Raw genomic sequence first — 17,055 nt, 5'->3', positions numbered from 1 at the left:
TCAACGACTCACAGCAATCGCCTGGTCACTCATGATACGCGGAGTCAGGAAGACCAGCAGCTCGGATTTTTTCTCTTGTAATGCATCGCGTCGAAACAGCCGCCCAACATACGGCAGATCGCCGAAAAATGGCACCTTGTCGACCACTTTGTTTTGCGTGGTCGAGTAAACGCCACCGATGACGATGGTTTCACCGTCCGCCACACGGACCTTGGCATTGACCTCGTTCTTGCGAATCGGCGGCACGTCGTTCAGGGCATTGACGAAGTCAGGCTCGTCCTTGGTCACCTTGACGGTCATGATGACCTTGCCATCCGGGGTGATTTGCGGAGTGACCTCCAGCGAGAGCGAGGCCTCACGAAAGGCGATCGAGGTAGCGCCACTTTTGCTGGTTTCCTGATAAGGCACCTCGGTGCCCTTGAGAATCCTCGCGGTTTCCTTGTCAGCCGTCACTACCTTGGGCTGGGAGATGATTTCACCGTTGCCGCTTTTTTCCATGGCGCTGAGCTCCAGGTCCAGCAACAGGCCACTGCGCAACAGGCCGACGCCGATGCCGGCACTGCCTCGCTCCATGCCCAGGTCGACGAACAGGTCCTTGCCCAATCGTGGCGCTTCCCCATATAGCTGCCGCCCCCAACGCACGCCCAGGCCTTTCTCATAGTCGACGTTGGCCTCCACGATGCGCGCCTCGATCTCCACTTGCCGCACCGGCACGTCCAGCTGAGCGACCAACTGCCGCAAATCGGCGAGGCGATCCGCAGGCTGGTGGGCGACCAAGGTGTTGGTGCGAGTGTCGACGCTCAGGCTGCCACGACCGGTCAGAATGCCGTCGTCCGTCAGGGTTGCCAGCAACAGCTCCGCGAGCTCGGCAGCCTGTGCGTGATGGATCGGCAGCAGCTCACGCTGCAGGGGTTGCAGCTGCGCATCCAGCTCTTGCCCGATGCGGGCACCGCGGGATTGTTCGGCCAACTCGGCGGCTGGCGCCACCAGCAGCACATTCCCCTCTTCGCGCCGAGCCAGCCCTTTGCTACCAAGGACCAGCTCCAACGCCTGGTCCCATGGGACTTCGTGCAACCGCAGGGTTACATTGCCCTGCACCGTATCGCTGGCCACCAGGTTGATCCCGGCGTAGTCCGCCAGCACCTGAAGTACCGAGCGCACCTCGACATCCTGAAAATTCAGCGAGATGGGCTCACCCCGATAGGGCGCTGCCATGCACAACTGACTGGTGAGTAGCGCCACCGTCATCCATTTCAATAGCCATTTCATCACCGTCGCTGGCCTCCATTGTCACGCTCTTCCTGAGCGTCAGCATTACCGTGCGCTCACGCCACACGCCCCCGAGGAACAGCCGCTCACGCACGTTCAGCTGGCGCTCGCCGACTTCCACCACAACACCTCCATCGCGCCCCAGCCGATCACCGGGGCGCACGCGATACAAGCGACCTGCCGCCGACAGCAACGCTTCGCGCTGCGGCCCCCGCTGCAGGCTGCCGACCATCTGCAGCTGAGCCAGCGGCACGCTGGCAAGCCCCGCCTGGGCAATTCGCGTAGCCCATTCGGAAAACGGATCGAGCACCACCGGCAACATCTCACCGCGAGCAGGTCTATCGGCCAAGGTTGAGGGCTCAGGCACTTCATCATCGGCTTGATAAGCATGCACGCGCATGCCCAGGCGCAACAGCCCGGGCCTGTCCTCGGCAGGTGCCAGCCACAAGGCTTCGGCGCGCAACAGACGAACCTGGCCGAGCCAGTCGTCCAACCACATCCGCAGCCCCGAATAGCGCCCAACGACCTGCACGTCCAGTGATGTCTGGCAATAGCCAGGCTGGTGGTTTACCTCATCAAGTACATCGAGGCGTTCGAAGTGCAGGCCATGCGCATGCCCCGAGGCTGCGAGCTGGTCCAGCAAATCGCTCATGTCGGCCCCGGCGGCAAGGCGCCAGCGAGCATCCTGCAGATGCTGTCGTGCAGCATCGAGGCCCTCGCGCATCCGTGACAACGCCAGCACTTCGGCAGCCCTGGCTTCATGCACCTGGAGCAGGCGAACTTGCCTGGCCTGTTCTTCCTCCTGAAGCTGCAACCAGTACGGCAAACGAAACAGGCAACCGCCCCCCACCACGATAAGGCCTACGGCGAACGGCAGCGCGCGGCGAACGAGCTGCGAACGCTCGATGAGGGCCAGCCATTCGCCTTTCTGCAACAGATTCACGACCAGAGCGCCGACATGCGGGCCAACAATATGAACGCGTCGCCGCCCGGCTCACTCTTCAGGCTTTTGAGCTCCAGTTCACGCAGCGCACCGGAACGTTCCAGTTCACGCATCAGCTGGGCTACGACTGCGCCGGAGGCAGCCACGCCGACCATGCGCACCTGGGAGCCCTGCAGTTCGAGCCTAAGCAGCTGGACGCCCTCCGGCAGCGCCCGCTCCAGATCCGCAAACACGGCTGTCACCCGCCCCTGTCCAGCACGCAAGTCAGCCAAGGCCGCCGTCTGCGCTCGCACTTGCTCGTAGGATTGCCGGATACGATCATGCTCACCCCTGTGCACTTCAAGTACATCGATAGCGGCTTGCTGACTATTGTTGGCAGCGGCTTGCTGACGAGCTCGCTGACGAGCCAACTGGTCTATAAGCAGCACCGCAGACAACGCCACGACAGCCGCCCCCACCACCATCAGGCGCAAACGCCTGAGCGCTGCCAGGCGCTGCCGCTCTCGCCACGGCATCAGATTCAGGCGCAACATCAATGCACGCTCCCCATTGCCAGCGAAAACGCCAAGGCCATCCGGCCGTCGCGGCAATCCACCCCAGCCACGGTCGGCAAAGGCCGGCACGGCAAGCCGAGACGCTCGCTCAGTCGGCCAAGCGGGTATTGCCCAGCCTCCGGCGCGCCGACCACAAGCACTTCTTCCGGCCCTGCCTCTGCAGCGAAAACCTCCCCAGGCAAGTCAGGTAACGCCTCCGGGAGCAACTCCCGCCTCAAAGGCAGCGCGTCGCCAAGCCAGCCATGCAGCGTCGAACCGCCCGGCTCGATGCGCAGCAGCGCTGCCTGGCCTTTGCTTTGGCAGGGCATCAGGCGACGCAAGGCAATGCTGTCTACCTCGGCGACTTCAAGCTCAAGCCCGGCTGCTTCGAATGCAGCTTGCACGGGCTGCAGTGCACTCTGCCGACTGGCTGCGACCAAGACATCCAGGCTACCGGGATGCTGCGACGAGGCACCCAGCACCTGAAAATCCAGCACCAGGTCTTCAAGGGGGAAGGGGAACAGCCGGTCTGCTTCTGCCAGCAGTCGCGCCTCCATTTGACTTGGAGCCTGGCCGCCTGGAAGTTGGCATAGCTTGCAAATCACTTGTGAGGCAGGCAGCGCTACGGCTGCCCGGCGTTCGCGACTGCCGGATTGCCGATGAGCGCTGCGCAGGGCAGCGACAATACGCTCAGGGTCCTGCCAGCCGTTGCCAGGCGCAAACGGCTCGACCGCCCAGACCAACTGCTGGTAACGCCCCCTGTGGCGCCGCAGCTGTGCAATACGTATGGAGTCGGAAGCGATTTCCACCCCCAACAGTGAACTGGCATCCTTGCCAAAACGTCCAAGCATGGCGACTTCCTTGCTACAACCATGAACCGCCGCATTGCCGGGCCTGACCGGCCAGACGGTGCAGCGGGCCGCCTGGCCGGTCACCCGGCGAGACGAAAAATGCTTATAATGCCCAGCGTTTTTTCGTCCGCCGGCCCCGTGCGCAATTCACCCCTCAATCTGGACACCGAAAAGCCTTGATACGCCTGCTGAAGTTCTTCTGGTGGTCTTTTGTCGCAGTCATCTGCGCGCTCGTACTCGGTGTGAGCGGTGCGTTTCTGTATCTTAGCCCCAACCTGCCGTCGGTCGATTCGCTCAGAAGCGTTCAGTTGCAGATTCCCCTCAGGGTGTACAGCAGCGACGGCAAGCTGATCGCAGAATTCGGCGAAATGCGCCGCTCGCCGATCCGTTTCGCGGAAATTCCGCCACAGTTCATTCAGGCGCTTCTGTCAGCCGAAGACGACAATTTCCTCAATCACTACGGGGTCGACCCGAGCAGCCTGATGCGCGCCGCGACCCAGCTGGTGAAAACCGGTCATATCCAGACGGGTGGCAGCACCATCACCATGCAGGTGGCGAAGAACTTCTTCCTCAGCAGCGAGCGCAGTTTCTCGCGCAAGACCAACGAGATTCTCCTGGCCTTGCAGATCGAACGTGAGCTGACCAAGGACGAGATCCTCGAGCTGTACGTCAACAAGATCTACCTGGGCAACCGCGCCTACGGTATCGATGCGGCTGCGCAGGTGTATTACGGCAAGTCGATCCGTGACGTAAGCCTGGCGCAAATGGCGATGATCGCCGGCCTGCCCAAGGCACCGTCGCGCTTCAACCCGTTGGCCAACCCGGTGCGCGCCAAAGAGCGTCGCGACTGGATCCTCGGTCGCATGTACAAACTCGGCAAGATCGACGAGGCGAGCTATCAGGCCGCCCTGGCCGAGCCGCTGAATGCCAGCTACCACGTGCCCGCCCCCGAAGTTAACGCGCCGTACGTCGCCGAAATGGCCCGTGCCGAAATGGTTGGCCGCTATGGCAGCGACGCCTATACCGAAGGCTTCCGTGTCACCACCACGGTGCCGAGCGACATGCAGGAGATGGCCAACAAGGCCATCCTCAACGGCCTGTCCGAGTATGACGAGCGCCACGGCTACCGCGGCCCTGAAGCTCGCTTCCCGGGCAAGACCCTGGCCGCCTGGCAACAGGAGCTGAGCAAGCAACGCACGTTGGGCGGCCTGGAACCTGCCATCGTCACGCGCGTGGAAAAGAGCGGTGTAAAAGTGCTGACCCGCGCAGGCAGCGAAGAAGAGGTTAGCTGGGACACCATGAAGTGGGCCCGCCCCTTCATCAACAGCAATTCGCAGGGCCGCGCACCGCAATCGCCTGCCGACGTTGCCCAAGTGGGTGATCTGGTACGCCTGCAGCGCCTGAATGACGGCAAGCTAAAGTTCAGCCAGGTACCAGGAGCACAGAGTGCGCTGGTCTCCCTCGACCCGCAGAACGGCGCCATCCGCGCCCTGGTCGGCGGCTTCTCGTTCGAGCAGAGCAACTACAACCGTGCCATGCAGGCCAAGCGCCAGCCAGGCTCGAGCTTCAAGCCGTTCATCTATAGTGCTGCACTGGACAGCGGCTACACTGCCTCCAGCCTGGTCAACGATGCGCCAATCGTGTTCTTCGACCAGTACCAGAACAATGAATGGCGACCCAAGAACGACACCAACACCTTCCTCGGCCCGATCCGCCTGCGTGAAGCGCTGTACAAGTCGCGCAACCTGGTGTCGATCCGCCTGCTGCAGGCCATGGGCGTGGACCGTACCATCGACTACATCGCCAAGTTCGGCTTCAACAAGCAGGACCTGCCGCGCAACCTTTCGCTGGCGCTGGGCACTGCAACCCTGACGCCGATGGAAATCGCCACGGGCTGGAGCACCTTTGCCAACGGCGGCTACAAGATCAATCCATACCTGATCGATCGCATCGAGAGCCGCAGCGGCGAGACCCTGTTCATCGCCAACCCCGCCCGCGTGCCGCAAGGCGCCGAAGACCATGCCGGCCTCGCAGCACCAGAGCAGCCGATCAGCACCGCTGCCCTGCCTGGCGAGGCGCCGTCCGCCCTGGGCCAGATCGCCCCGCCACCGCAGACGCCAGCTGTTGCCGAACAGATCGTCGATGGCCGCACCACTTACATCCTCACCAGCATGCTGCAGGATGTGATCAAGCGCGGCACAGGCCGCCGGGCATTGGCCCTGGGCCGTACCGACCTGGCCGGCAAGACAGGTACCACCAACGAATCCAAGGACGCCTGGTTCTCCGGCTACAACGCCGATTACGTCACCACCGTATGGGTCGGTTTCGACCAGCCTGAAACCCTCGGTCGCCGTGAGTACGGCGGTACGGCAGCCCTGCCGATCTGGATGAGCTTCATGGGTGCGGCACTGAAGGACAAGCCAAGCCATGCACCGGCGGAACCGGAAGGCATCCTCAGCCTGCGGGTGGACCCGGTCAGTGGCCGTGCCGCTTCGCCAAGCACGCCAGATGCCTACTTCGAGCTGTTCAAGGCCGAGGACTCTCCACCGTCGGTGGATGAACTGGGCAACGGCACTGCGCCGGGCAGCCCACTGCCAGCGGACGAAGCAGCGCCGATGGATCTGTTCTGATTCGCAGACTAACCCCGCCCCTGTAGGAGCGGCCTTGTGTCGCGAAAGGGGTGCGTAGCGCCCCCAGGATTCATGCTCCGAGCAAAGCGTGCCGGGGCCGCTCTGCGACCCTCTCGCGACGCGAGGCCGCTCCTACAGCGGGCCACGTCAGCCGGGACACTGGCAAACAAAAAAGCCCCGGCTCTTGCGAGCCGGGGCTTTTTTGTGTCGCTACAGCTGCAATCAGCCGTTGAACACTTCATCCACGCTGGTCAGCGGGTAGTGCTTCGGATACGGCAGGGTAGCTACGCCGGACTCGATGGCAGCCTTGGCCACAGCGTCGGAAACGACGGTAATCAGACGAGCGTCCAGTGGCTTCGGAATGATGTACTCACGGCCGAACTCCAGGCCTTCGACACCGTAGGCTTCGCAGACTTCTTTCGGCACTGGCAGCTTGGCCAGGTCTTTCAGCGCGATGGCGGCAGCGATCTTCATTTCTTCGTTGATGCGCTTGGCGCGAACGTCCAGGGCACCACGGAAGATGAACGGGAAGCCCAGTACGTTGTTGACCTGGTTCGGGTAGTCGGAACGACCGGTAGCCATGATCACGTCGCTGCGAGTGGCGTGAGCCAGCTCTGGGGAGATTTCCGGGTCCGGGTTCGAGCAGGCGAACACGATCGGGTTGGCAGCCATCGACTTCAGGCCTTCCGGGCTCAGCAGGTTCGGGCCGGACAGGCCTACGAACACGTCAGCACCGTCCAGGGCATCGGCCAGGGTGCGCTTGTCGGTCGCGTGGGCGAACTGGGCCTTGTACTGGTTCAGGTCGTCGCGGCCAGCGTGGATCACGCCGCTGCGGTCGATCATGAAGATGTTCTCGACCTTGGCACCCATGCTGACCAGCAGCTTCATGCAGGAGATGGCGGCAGCGCCGGCACCGAGGCAGACGATCTTGGCGTCTTCCAGCTTCTTGCCGGCGATTTCCAGGGCGTTGATCATGCCGGCCGCGGTGACGATTGCGGTGCCGTGCTGGTCATCGTGGAACACCGGAATGTCGCACTGCTCGATCAGCGTGCGTTCGATTTCGAAACACTCTGGGGCCTTGATGTCTTCGAGGTTGATGCCACCGAAGGTGATGGAGATGCGGCGAACGGTGTCGATGAAAGCCTGCGGGCTTTCCGATTCGACTTCGATGTCGAACACGTCGATACCGGCGAAACGCTTGAACAGAACGCCCTTGCCTTCCATCACTGGCTTGGAGGCCAGTGGGCCGAGGTCACCCAGACCGAGGATGGCGGTGCCATCGGAAATTACAGCGACCAGGTTGCCCTTGCCAGTGTATTTGTAGGCCAGCTCAGGATCACGGCCGATTTCGCGCACGGGTTCTGCAACGCCTGGGCTGTAGGCCAGGGCGAGATCGCGGGCGGTGGCGGTGGGCTTGGAGAGCTCGACGCTCAGTTTCCCCGGACGAGGTTGAGCGTGGTATTCGAGAGCGGCGGTTTTCAGGTCTGACATGGTGGGCATTCCGCTATTTACTGTTCTGACGGACCGCCGAGGATACGCAAAGAGCCGGGGAGCCACAAGACTGGTCAGTCACTTGTGTCAAGGCCTTTGGCCTACGACTTTAAGCTATCACGCACGGGGGCATTCGGCTCACAGTGTGTACAATCCGATAGCGAAATGTCTACATCTTTTCAGCCTGAAATGCGCTCCAGCATCCCGGGATCGGTCAACGGCAATACCCAGCGTCGCTGCCCCGGCTTGAGCCCTCCCTTGCGGGAACGATCCAGCACCCAGCCGCGCGCCTCGACCTGGCGTCCTTTGAGATTAGTGAAGAAGCTGGCGGGGAAGGTGCGTTGCAGACGAGCGGGGATCTGCAGCACAACAGCATCGTCCAGTTCGAGCCAGATCCCGCCACGATTGCGCTCAATGCTACGGATGGTGCCGCTGACAACGGCAAACCCGGATTGCCGCACATCGGCAGCGCTGCGCACTGGCGAGCTGCGCCACAGCCCGACCCGCGCCTGGCGTGCCACCCGCTCGGCTGCTTGCTGGCAACCTGCCAGGCGCACATTTGGCGCAACCGCTACGTGGTAGCCAAGGCCCTCGCTGAGCAGCCGTGCCTCCATATTGTCGCCATTACGGCCATAGATGTGCGCCAGGGTGCGTCCGTACTTGTCCTTGCCCTCGACACCGGGCACCAACCCGACGCGACCGTCACTGGCTTTGACCAACGCTTGCAGTCGCTGCCTGGCAGCCTCGGCATAAGGTTCACTGGTGCGCCCCCTGCGCCCGATTTCCGGGGCATTGATGCCGATCATGCGAACACTGCGACCGTCGGTCAGGCGCAACGTGTCGCCATCCACTACCCGGCGCACCGCCACCTGCTGTGGTTTGTCTGGCACGGGGCAGAACGCCAGGGCCGGTAGCTGCCAGATTGCGCCCACAAAAAAGGCGCCCACGAGGGGCGCCTTTTTCAGCAACAACGCGAAGCCCGAAGGATTCGCCATGCGCATGATTACTTCTTGGTACCGAACATACCGAAGCGATCGGCGAACTTCTGTACGCGACCACCGGTGTCCAGGACTTTCTGCTTACCGGTGTAGAACGGGTGGCACAGGTTGCAAACGTCGATCGCCAGGGTGTCGCCCAGGGTCGAACGAGTTTCGAACTTGTTACCGCAGCTGCAGGTGACTGCAACTACTTCGTAGTTCGGGTGGATACCTTCTTTCATGGTCACTTCCTCGAGCTGCGTGCCGCCACCCAACACCTATTGTTGAATACCGCACGTAATTAGGCGGCGAATAATACCAGAGCATCACGCCAACGCAAGTTGTCGCTTGCACCGACCGTCGTCTGCTAGGCTCGCCAGTCTTTGAAACACCCTCTGAGACCTTCCGCGTGTCCGACGTCATCCTGCGCCTTGCCCTGCCCTCCCCGTTGCGCCGCCTGTTCGATTACCGGGCGCCAGCGAGCATGGCGCGCCAGGTGCTGACCCCGGGCATGCGCATCCGCGTACCCTTCGGGCGCCGCGAAATGATTGGCGTACTGGTGGAAGTGTGCGAGCACAGCGAGGTGCCGGCCGAGAAGCTCAAGCCTGCCAGTGCCTTGCTCGACCCGGTCTCGCCGATCCCGGCATCGCTGTTCAGGTTGTGCCTGTGGACTGCCCAGTACTACCAGCACAGCCTGGGCGACACCTTGAGCTGGGCCCTGCCCACGCTGCTGCGCCAGGGCGAACCTGCCGAGATGCGCCAGGAGCGCTTCTGGCACGTGGCACCCGGCGCACGCCTGGAGGACCCTCGCATCGCCCGTGCCCCGCGCCAGCGCGACGCCCTCAAGACCCTGGCCCAGCACCCCCACGGCGTAGCGCACAGCCTGCTGGGCAAGCTCAACCTGAACAAGGACAGCCTTGACCTGCTGCTGGCCAAGGAGCTGGTTCAGGTCGAGGTACGCCGCCACCTGCCGGCGCACCGCCACGAGCACTGGCTGGCGCAGCCGGAACTGCCCCTCAATGAAGAACAGCGCCAAGCCTTCGACGCGGTGCGCGAGGGTTTTGGCGGCTTCGGCGCCTTCCTGCTGGCCGGCGTCACCGGCAGCGGCAAGACCGAGGTGTACCTGCAACTGATTCGTGAAACCCTCGAAGCCGGCAAGCAGGCGCTGGTGCTGATCCCCGAGATCAATCTCGGCCCGCAGACCCTGGCGCGCTTCGAGCAGCGTTTCAACGCCCGCATCGCCCTGCTGCATTCGGCCGTGAGCGACCGCGAGCGCCTCGATGCCTGGCTGGCTGCCCGCGACGGCGAGGCCGACATCATCATCGGCACACGTTCGGCGCTGTTCACGCCAATGAAGACCCCCGGCCTGATCATCATCGACGAAGAGCACGATGGGTCCTACAAGCAACAGGAAGGCCTGCGCTACCACGCCCGCGACCTCGCGCTGGTGCGCGCCCATCAGGAAAACATTCCGATCCTGCTCGGCTCCGCCACGCCGTCGCTGGAGACACTGCACAACGCGCTCACCGGCCGCTATCGCCTGCTGCGCATGAACCAGCGCGCGGGCGGCGCACGTCCACCGCGCATGCTGCGCCTGGATGTGAAAAGCCTGCCGCTGGACAGCGGTATCAGTGGCCCATTGCAGCAGGCCATCCGCCAGACCCTGGAAGCCGGCCAGCAAGTCCTGGTGTTCCTCAACCGTCGTGGCTTCGCTCCGACCTTGCTGTGTCATGACTGCGGCTGGCTGTCAGAATGCCCACGCTGCGATGCCCGCATGACCGTGCACCAGCGCTCTGGCGTGCTGCGCTGCCATCACTGCGGCTACGACGAGCGTCTGCCGCAGCAGTGCCCGCAGTGCAACCACGTCGACCTGCGGCCGGTGGGCGCCGGTACCGAACGCGCCGAAGAGCGACTGAAGGTGTTGTTCCCGGATTACCCAATCCTGCGCGTTGATCGCGACAGCACGGCGCGCAAGGACGCCATGCACCATTTGTTCAGCACCATTCAGCGAGGCCAGCCAAGCATCCTGGTCGGCACCCAGATGCTGGCCAAGGGTCACCACTTCCCGCGGGTGACACTGGTCGCCATTCTCGACGCCGATGGCGGGCTGTTCTCGGGGGACTTCCGCGCCAGCGAGCGCATGGCCCAGCTGATCGTCCAGGTTGCTGGGCGAGCAGGGCGCGCTGAAGAGCCTGGCAAGGTGATCATCCAGACCCACCTGGCCGACCACCCGCTGCTGGTGCAACTGACCGAGCAAGGCTACTTCGCCTTCGCCGAGCAAGCCCTGGACGAACGCCGCAACGCCGGGCTGCCGCCATTCTCCCACCTTGCCCTGCTGCGGGCCGAAGCGCACAAGCCCGGCCAGGCCGAAGGCTTCCTCGACGAAGCCTGCGCCGCTGCCGAGCGCCTGGTCGCCGAACAGTGCCTGCCCGGTATCGAACTGCTGGGGCCGGTGCCTGCACCCATGGAGCGGCGCGCCGGGCGCTTCAGGGCGCAATTGTTGATTCAGGCCAACACCCGAGCCCCCTTGCATCGACTGATCAGTGCCTGGTTGCTAGTGTTGGAGCAACTGCCGAGCGGGCGCCAGGTACGCTGGTCTCTGGATGTCGACCCGGTTGACCTTTATTAAGCTTCGGCCCCAAAGGTTGGCAACCCGCCCCTGGCAACGGATAATGCCCAGTTTTTCCACCTGCGCATCCAGGCGCTCCACCGCGCTTGCGGTCGAAAAGAGATCCCCATGAAAGACACCATTCGCCAGCTGATCCAGCAAGCCCTCACCCAACTCGTCACCGACGGTGTGCTGCCTGAAGGGCTGTCGCCGGCGATTCAGGTGGAAAACGCCCGGGACAAGACCCACGGCGATTTCGCCAGCAACATCGCCATGATGCTGGCCAAGCCGGCCGGCATGAAACCGCGCGACCTGGCCGAGAAGCTGATCAATGCCCTGCCGGCCAGCGCCGACATCAGCAAGGTCGAAATCGCCGGCCCAGGCTTCCTGAACTTCTTCCAGAACACCGATGCCCTGGCCAACCGCCTGGATGCCGCCCTCGCCGACGCCCACCTGGGCGCGCGCAAGGCCGGGCCCAAGCAGAAGGTGGTGATCGACATGTCGGCACCGAACCTGGCCAAGGAGATGCACGTCGGCCACCTGCGTTCGACCATCATCGGTGACAGCGTCGCGCGCGTGCTGGAGTTCCTTGGCGACGAAGTGATCCGCCAGAACCACGTGGGCGACTGGGGCACCCAGTTCGGCATGCTGCTGGCGTATCTGGAAGAAAACCCGATCACCAGCGACGAGCTGTCGGACCTGGAGAACTTCTACCGCGCCGCCAAGAAGCGTTTTGACGAATCCGAAGCGTTCGCCACCCGCGCCCGTGGCCTGGTGGTCAAGCTGCAGGCAGGCGACCCTGAGTGCATGGCCTTGTGGACGCGCTTCAAGGACATCTCGCTGTCGCACTGCCAGAAGACCTACGAGCTGCTCAACGTCAAGCTGACCATGGCCGACGTGATGGGCGAAAGCGCCTACAACGCCGACCTGGCCAACGTGGTTTCCGACCTCAAGGCCAAGGGCCTGCTGGTCGAGGACCAGGGCGCCCAGTGCGTATTCCTCGAGGAATTCAAGAACAGCGAAGGCGAGCCTCTGCCGGTGATCGTGCAGAAGGCTGATGGCGGCTATCTCTACGCCACCACCGACCTGGCTGCCGTGCGCTACCGCAGCAACGTGCTCAAGGCCGACCGCGCCCTGTATTTCGTCGATCAGCGCCAGGCCCTGCACTTCAACCAGGTGTTCGAAGTTGCCCGCCGCGCCGGCTTCGTCGGCCACCCGATGCAGATGGAGCACATGGGCTTCGGCACCATGAACGGCGCCGACGGCCGCCCGTTCAAGACCCGCGACGGCGGCACCGTGAAGCTGATTGATCTGCTCACCGAGGCCAAGGAGCGCGCCTACGCGCTGGTCAAGGAAAAGAACCCGAGCCTGGCCGAAGACGAACTGCGGCACATCGGTGAAGTGGTAGGTATCGGCGCGGTGAAATACGCCGACCTGTCCAAGCACCGCACCAGCGACTACAGCTTCAACTTCGAACTGATGCTCAATTTCGAAGGCAACACTGCGCCATACCTGCTGTATGCCTACACCCGTGTGGCCGGCGTATTCCGCAAGCTGGGCAAGGGCTTCGACGAGGTCGACGGCAACATCGTGCTGCAGGCCGCTCATGAGCAAGACCTGGCTGCGCGCCTGGCCCAGTTCGGCGAGATCCTCAACAGCGTCGCCGAAAAGGGCACCCCGCACGTGCTGTGCAGCTACCTGTACGACCTCGCCGGCCTGTTCTCGAGCTTCTACGAGAACTGCCCGATCCTCGCCGCCGAGACGCCGGAACAGCAGCAAAGCCGCCTGCGCCTGGCTGCGCTGACCGGCCGCACCCTCAAGCAAGGTCTGGAACTGCTCGGCCTGGAAACCCTGGAGCGCATGTAAGTTGGCTGCCAAGAAAAAACCTGCCCCCAAACGCGGCGCCAGCCGTCAGACGGCCCCTGCCAAGCAGCCGATCCCCGGCTGGGTATGGCTGGCGGTCGGCCTGACGGTCGGTGCATTCATCGTTTTCTTGATGAAACTCGAGCCCGGTGGAGGTGACATCAAGCGCACCAAGCCCGAGCAGCAGAAGCCGGAGAAGGTGGCCGAAGCCAGCAAGTCGGCCACCCCTGCAACGCCACAACCGCCGGTGAAGCCGAAATACGACTTCTACACCCTGCTGCCGGAGTCCGAGGTAATCGTGCCGCCTGAGGCCGTGCCGGAAAAGACCCCGCCGGTGCCCGCGCAGCCGGTGACCCCGGTCACGCCGGCTGAAGCGGCAAAAATCGACACCGCCCGTGCCCAGGCCGCGCTGTTGGGCCAGACTCCGCCCCCAGCCCCACCGGTGATCAAGCCTGCGGCGACCACGCAGTACTTCCTGCAGGCCGGTTCGTTCCGCAAGCAGGCCGATGCCGACAAGGTCCGCGCGCAGATCATCCTGCTCGGCCAGGTGGTCAAGGTCGAGTCGGGTACCGTCAAGGAAGAAACCTGGTACCGCGTGCTGGTCGGCCCATTCAGCAACCGCGAACAGCTGACCGTGGCGCAGAAGCAGTTGGCGGGGGCGGGGTTCAGCAACCTGCTCCTGCAGCAGCGACAGACCCGCCAGTAACGAAAAAGGCCTTGCCGCACACCGCGACAAGGCCTTTTTTTGTGGATGTCCGTGGCCTTAGCGACTGCGAGCGTTGGCTTCGGAAATCTGGCTGTTCAAGGTCCAGAAGTCATACAGCACACCCACCAGGAACAGGCCGCCGGTGAAGAAGTAGATGATCGCCGAGATCCACTTGCCCTGGTACAGACGGTGCGCGCCAAAGATCCCCAGGAAGGTCAGCAGGATCCAGGCGATGTTGTAGTCGACGCGCCCGGACTGGAAGCGCATGTCCGCCTCACGGTCCATCGACGGGATCAGGAACAGGTCGATCAGCCAGCCAATGCCGAGCAGCCCCAGCGTGAGGAACCAGATCGTCCCGGTGATCGGCTTGCCGTAGTAGAAGCGGTGCGAGCCGGTGAAGCCGAAGATCCACAGCAGGTAGCCGATGACCTTGCTGTGGGTGTCGTGATACGGCGCCCCCTGTTGATAACTGTTCATTCATAGCCCTCGTGGGTTATCCGAAAATTTTCTAAATGAAAATGTGACTTTTCCGTCGCAGGCCGACGTACGGCAGCATGACAATCGACCAACGGCCCTGAAAGAGAGCAAAAAGCTGTTATAAAGTTGCGCGCCAAACACATAACATTCACAAGAGCTTCATCTATGCCGCCTTTATTCAAGACATGGCTGACCCTCTGCCTATTATTGCCCCTGGCCGCCCACGCCACCAATCGTGAGCAACGTCTTCCCAACGGTTTCACCGGCTATACCAGCAATGCCTCGGTGAGACACACCCCCGCCAAGCAGAGCACGCTGCATGCACGCTCGAACTATTCGGGCAAGGGCCACAACCTGCCTGCCGTTGCGGCGATGTCGCCGAAGCAGAGCAGCGATGTGCTCAGCCGTGCGGTCAACGTGCTCGGCACCCCTTATGTTTGGGGCGGCAGCAACCCGAAAAAAGGGTTCGACTGCAGCGGGCTGGTCAAGTACGCCTTCAACGACGTGGCAGACGTCGACCTGCCGCGTACATCCAATGCCATGGCCCAGGGCCACGGAGTGAAAGTCGCCAAGAGCGAGCTCAAGCCAGGCGACCTGATCTTCTTCAACATCAAGAGCCGTCGGGTCAATCACGTTGCCATCTACCTCGGCAACGACCGCTTCATCCATGCGCCGCGCACGGGCAAGCGGGTGAGCATCGACAGCCTGAGCAAGCCGTACTGGCAACAGCATTATGTGGTTGCCAAGCGGGTACTGCCCAAAGAGCAGCAACAGCTGAGCCTGGCCAAGCGCTGATCCTATCGGCGCCTGCCTGGGCTGGCCGTTTCGCGGATAAACCCGCTCCCAAAGGGACTGCACAGCTCTCGAAACCTGCGCTGCCCCTGTTAGAGCGGGTTTACCCACGCAGAAGCCTGAACAGGCGCTAAAGATCGCTGATCAGTCCCCTATCCCTCAGCCCTCGCATCGCCCCCTCCATCGTCCGCATTCCTTCTGCCGCTCCGGTCTGCATCACCGAACACAACTGCGCCATTCTCCCCTCTCGCACCAGATTGCGCACCGCAGGTGTCGCCACCAGCACTTCGCGCGCGGCCACTCGGCCGCCGCCCCCACGTTTGACCAGCACCTGCGCCACCACCAATCTCAGCGACTCCGCCAGCATCGCCCGCACCAAGGGCTTCTCTTCTGCCGCGAACACCTCCACCAGCCGGTCGATGCTGCTTGCCGCCGTCCGCGTATGCACCGTTGCCAGCACCAGATGCCCCGTCTGCGCTGCGCGCAACGCCAGGCGGACGGTTTCCAGATCGCGCAGTTCGCCGATCATGATCACATCCGGGTCCTGACGCAGGGCGCTGCGCAGCCCCTGAGCGAAGTCACGACAATGCCGGCCGATCTCGCGCTGATTGACCAGGCTGCGTTGGCTGCTGTGGACAACCTCGACAGGGTCTTCGAGAGTGATGATGTGCAGTGCCTGCTCACGATTAAGCCGGTCGATCAGAGCCGCCAGGGTACTCGACTTGCCACTACCGGTCGGGCCGCCCACCAGCACCAGGCCATCCGTGTGCTGCGCAACGGCTTGAAACACTTCTTCAAGTTCAAGCTCATCGATACTGGCAATACGTTGCGGAATCAGACGAAACGCTGCAGCCAGGCCGTTTATCTGTCGAAACAGGCTGAGACGAAAACGCCCCAGAGATGCCAACTCCAGGGCCAGATCCAGTTCATCGCCCTGCAACCATTGCCGGCACTGGCCCTCGTCGAGCAGCGCTGACAGCGCGTCGTTCATTGCTGCTGAGGTCAGGCTCGGCAGCGCCATGCGCCGCAGCTCGCCATCCACGCGCAGCATCGGTATCTCGCCCGCCGCCAGATGCAGGTCGCTCGCCCCTGCCTCCACGGCCCGGGCCAACAGGTCGGTCGCGTCCATGAGACTCCCCAATAGCCATCAAGCAGGTAGAATGCCGAAGATCTCCAGAGCCGACGGCATCGATCCATGTCCACCATAGCAGACAACCTTACCGCCCTTGCCGCCCGCATCCACAGCGCCGCCCAGGCTGCCGGACGTGACCCGGCGAGCGTCCGGCTGCTGGCCGTAAGCAAGACCAAACCGGCCAGCGCCATACGCGAAATCTACGCTGCCGGTGTGCGTGACGTGGGTGAAAACTATCTGCAGGAAGCCCTGGCCAAGCAGCAAGAACTGCGTGACCTGCCCTTGATCTGGCACTTCATCGGCCCCATTCAGTCGAACAAGACCAAAGCCATTGCCGAACATTTCGACTGGGTACACTCCGTGGACCGCCTGAAGATCGCCCAACGCCTGTCCGAACAGCGCCCTGCGGGCCTGCCACCACTGAACATCTGCCTGCAGGTGAACGTCAGCGGCGAAGACAGCAAATCCGGTTGCGCCCCGGTCGACCTGCCCGCACTGGCCAGGGACGTGGCGGCACTGCCAAACCTGCGCCTGCGGGGGCTGATGGCGATCCCTGAGCCGACCGAAGACCGTACCGCCCAGGAGGCCGCCTTCGCCAGCCTGAACCAGCTACAGGCAAACCTGGGCCTTGGCCTCGACACCCTGTCGATGGGCATGAGCCACGACCTGGAAGCGGCCATTGCCCAAGGAGCGACCTGGGTACGTATCGGCACCGCCCTGTTCGGCGCACGCCATTACGGCCCCGTCTGATTCCATGCTTTACTCACTCTTTCCTTCAAGGAC

15 protein-coding genes are annotated in these 17,055 nt (G+C 63.1%); 6 read left to right on the top strand and 9 right to left on the bottom strand.

The window, feature by feature from the left end; translation table 11 throughout:
- Genes APH33_RS05735 through pilM form a run of 4 tightly spaced genes read right to left on the bottom strand, consistent with a single transcriptional unit; the run spans position 1 to position 3,596 of the window.
- Entirely contained in the window at positions 1–1,269 is a 1,269-nt protein-coding gene (locus APH33_RS05735; protein WP_082433459.1) for a type IV pilus secretin PilQ, read from the bottom strand.
- Positions 1,193–2,212, bottom strand: coding sequence for a pilus assembly protein PilP (locus tag APH33_RS05730; protein ID WP_054884226.1), 1,020 nt, complete (start codon positions 2,210–2,212; stop codon positions 1,193–1,195). Before APH33_RS05730 ends, APH33_RS05735 begins: the two co-directional genes overlap by 77 nt.
- A complete protein-coding gene (locus tag APH33_RS05725; protein ID WP_042806286.1) occupies positions 2,209–2,745 on the bottom strand; it encodes a PilN domain-containing protein in 537 nt (178 codons plus the stop codon). The genes APH33_RS05730 and APH33_RS05725 overlap by 4 nt, the downstream gene beginning before the upstream one ends.
- Positions 2,745–3,596, bottom strand: coding sequence for a type IV pilus biogenesis protein PilM (pilM, locus tag APH33_RS05720; protein WP_054884225.1), 852 nt, complete (start codon positions 3,594–3,596; stop codon positions 2,745–2,747). Before pilM ends, APH33_RS05725 begins: the two co-directional genes overlap by 1 nt.
- Positions 3,597–3,772: 176 nt before the next feature.
- Between pilM and APH33_RS05715 the strand changes: the two genes are divergently transcribed.
- Positions 3,773–6,226, top strand: coding sequence for a penicillin-binding protein 1A (locus APH33_RS05715; protein WP_054884224.1), 2,454 nt, complete (start codon positions 3,773–3,775; stop codon positions 6,224–6,226).
- Between the two features lie 222 nt (positions 6,227–6,448).
- Here APH33_RS05715 and APH33_RS05710 read toward each other — a convergent pair whose 3' ends face one another.
- From APH33_RS05710 to rpmE, 3 genes are all read right to left on the bottom strand, one after another.
- Positions 6,449–7,717, bottom strand: a complete 1,269-nt coding sequence (locus APH33_RS05710; RefSeq protein ID WP_054884223.1) for a malic enzyme-like NAD(P)-binding protein — start codon at positions 7,715–7,717, stop codon at positions 6,449–6,451.
- Positions 7,718–7,896: 179 nt separating this feature from the next.
- Complete coding sequence (locus APH33_RS05705) at positions 7,897–8,718, bottom strand: thermonuclease family protein (RefSeq protein WP_054884222.1); 822 nt, start codon at positions 8,716–8,718, stop codon at positions 7,897–7,899.
- Positions 8,719–8,720: 2 nt separating this feature from the next.
- On the bottom strand, positions 8,721–8,936 hold the full coding sequence (rpmE, locus tag APH33_RS05700) for a 50S ribosomal protein L31 (RefSeq protein ID WP_054884221.1): 216 nt from the start codon (positions 8,934–8,936) through the stop codon (positions 8,721–8,723).
- A 167-nt stretch (positions 8,937–9,103) separates the two neighbouring features.
- Between rpmE and APH33_RS05695 the strand changes: the two genes are divergently transcribed.
- From APH33_RS05695 to APH33_RS05685, 3 genes are all read left to right on the top strand, one after another.
- Complete coding sequence (locus APH33_RS05695) at positions 9,104–11,323, top strand: primosomal protein N' (RefSeq protein ID WP_054884220.1); 2,220 nt, start codon at positions 9,104–9,106, stop codon at positions 11,321–11,323.
- A 108-nt stretch (positions 11,324–11,431) separates the two neighbouring features.
- Positions 11,432–13,168, top strand: a complete 1,737-nt coding sequence (gene argS / locus APH33_RS05690; protein ID WP_054884219.1) for an arginine--tRNA ligase — start codon at positions 11,432–11,434, stop codon at positions 13,166–13,168.
- A gap of 1 nt (position 13,169) precedes the next feature.
- Entirely contained in the window at positions 13,170–13,871 is a 702-nt protein-coding gene (locus tag APH33_RS05685; RefSeq protein WP_054884218.1) for an SPOR domain-containing protein, read from the top strand.
- 57 nt (positions 13,872–13,928) lie between these two features.
- On the opposite strand, the gene APH33_RS05680 is transcribed toward APH33_RS05685, so the two are convergent.
- A complete protein-coding gene (locus tag APH33_RS05680) occupies positions 13,929–14,348 on the bottom strand; it encodes a TM2 domain-containing protein (RefSeq protein ID WP_054884217.1) in 420 nt (139 codons plus the stop codon).
- 165 nt (positions 14,349–14,513) lie between these two features.
- On the opposite strand from APH33_RS05680, the gene APH33_RS05675 reads away from it, so the two are divergent.
- Complete coding sequence (locus tag APH33_RS05675) at positions 14,514–15,143, top strand: C40 family peptidase (protein ID WP_054884216.1); 630 nt, start codon at positions 14,514–14,516, stop codon at positions 15,141–15,143.
- 127 nt (positions 15,144–15,270) lie between these two features.
- Here APH33_RS05675 and APH33_RS05670 read toward each other — a convergent pair whose 3' ends face one another.
- A complete protein-coding gene (locus APH33_RS05670) occupies positions 15,271–16,269 on the bottom strand; it encodes a type IV pilus twitching motility protein PilT (protein ID WP_054884215.1) in 999 nt (332 codons plus the stop codon).
- Positions 16,270–16,335: 66 nt separating this feature from the next.
- Here APH33_RS05670 and APH33_RS05665 point away from each other — a divergent pair, with 66 nt between their 5' ends.
- A complete protein-coding gene (locus APH33_RS05665; RefSeq protein WP_054884214.1) occupies positions 16,336–17,022 on the top strand; it encodes a YggS family pyridoxal phosphate-dependent enzyme in 687 nt (228 codons plus the stop codon).
- The last annotated feature ends 33 nt before the right edge of the window (positions 17,023–17,055 follow it).

The sequence above is a fragment of the Pseudomonas sp. NBRC 111130 genome, from assembly GCF_001320485.1.
GTDB lineage: Bacteria > Pseudomonadota > Gammaproteobacteria > Pseudomonadales > Pseudomonadaceae > Aquipseudomonas > Aquipseudomonas vlassakiae.
The sequence above is the reverse complement of the archived record's forward strand: the minus strand, read 5'-3'. Positions and strand labels throughout refer to the sequence as shown.

What these genes read in the sequence shown, in the direction of transcription:
- APH33_RS05735 (WP_082433459.1), bottom strand. Translation starts at nt 1,269, where the DNA reads ATGAAATGGCTATTGAAATGGATGACGGTGGCGCTACTCACCAGTCAG.
- APH33_RS05725 (WP_042806286.1), bottom strand. Translation starts at nt 2,745, where the DNA reads ATGTTGCGCCTGAATCTGATGCCGTGGCGAGAGCGGCAGCGCCTGGCA.
- pilM (WP_054884225.1), bottom strand. Translation starts at nt 3,596, where the DNA reads ATGCTTGGACGTTTTGGCAAGGATGCCAGTTCACTGTTGGGGGTGGAA.
- APH33_RS05710 (WP_054884223.1), bottom strand. Translation starts at nt 7,717, where the DNA reads ATGTCAGACCTGAAAACCGCCGCTCTCGAATACCACGCTCAACCTCGT.
- APH33_RS05705 (WP_054884222.1), bottom strand. Translation starts at nt 8,718, where the DNA reads ATGCGCATGGCGAATCCTTCGGGCTTCGCGTTGTTGCTGAAAAAGGCG.
- rpmE (WP_054884221.1), bottom strand. Translation starts at nt 8,936, where the DNA reads ATGAAAGAAGGTATCCACCCGAACTACGAAGTAGTTGCAGTCACCTGC.
- argS (WP_054884219.1), top strand. Translation starts at nt 11,432, where the DNA reads ATGAAAGACACCATTCGCCAGCTGATCCAGCAAGCCCTCACCCAACTC.
- APH33_RS05680 (WP_054884217.1), bottom strand. Translation starts at nt 14,348, where the DNA reads ATGAACAGTTATCAACAGGGGGCGCCGTATCACGACACCCACAGCAAG.
- APH33_RS05675 (WP_054884216.1), top strand. Translation starts at nt 14,514, where the DNA reads ATGCCGCCTTTATTCAAGACATGGCTGACCCTCTGCCTATTATTGCCC.
- APH33_RS05670 (WP_054884215.1), bottom strand. Translation starts at nt 16,269, where the DNA reads ATGGACGCGACCGACCTGTTGGCCCGGGCCGTGGAGGCAGGGGCGAGC.
- APH33_RS05665 (WP_054884214.1), top strand. Translation starts at nt 16,336, where the DNA reads ATGTCCACCATAGCAGACAACCTTACCGCCCTTGCCGCCCGCATCCAC.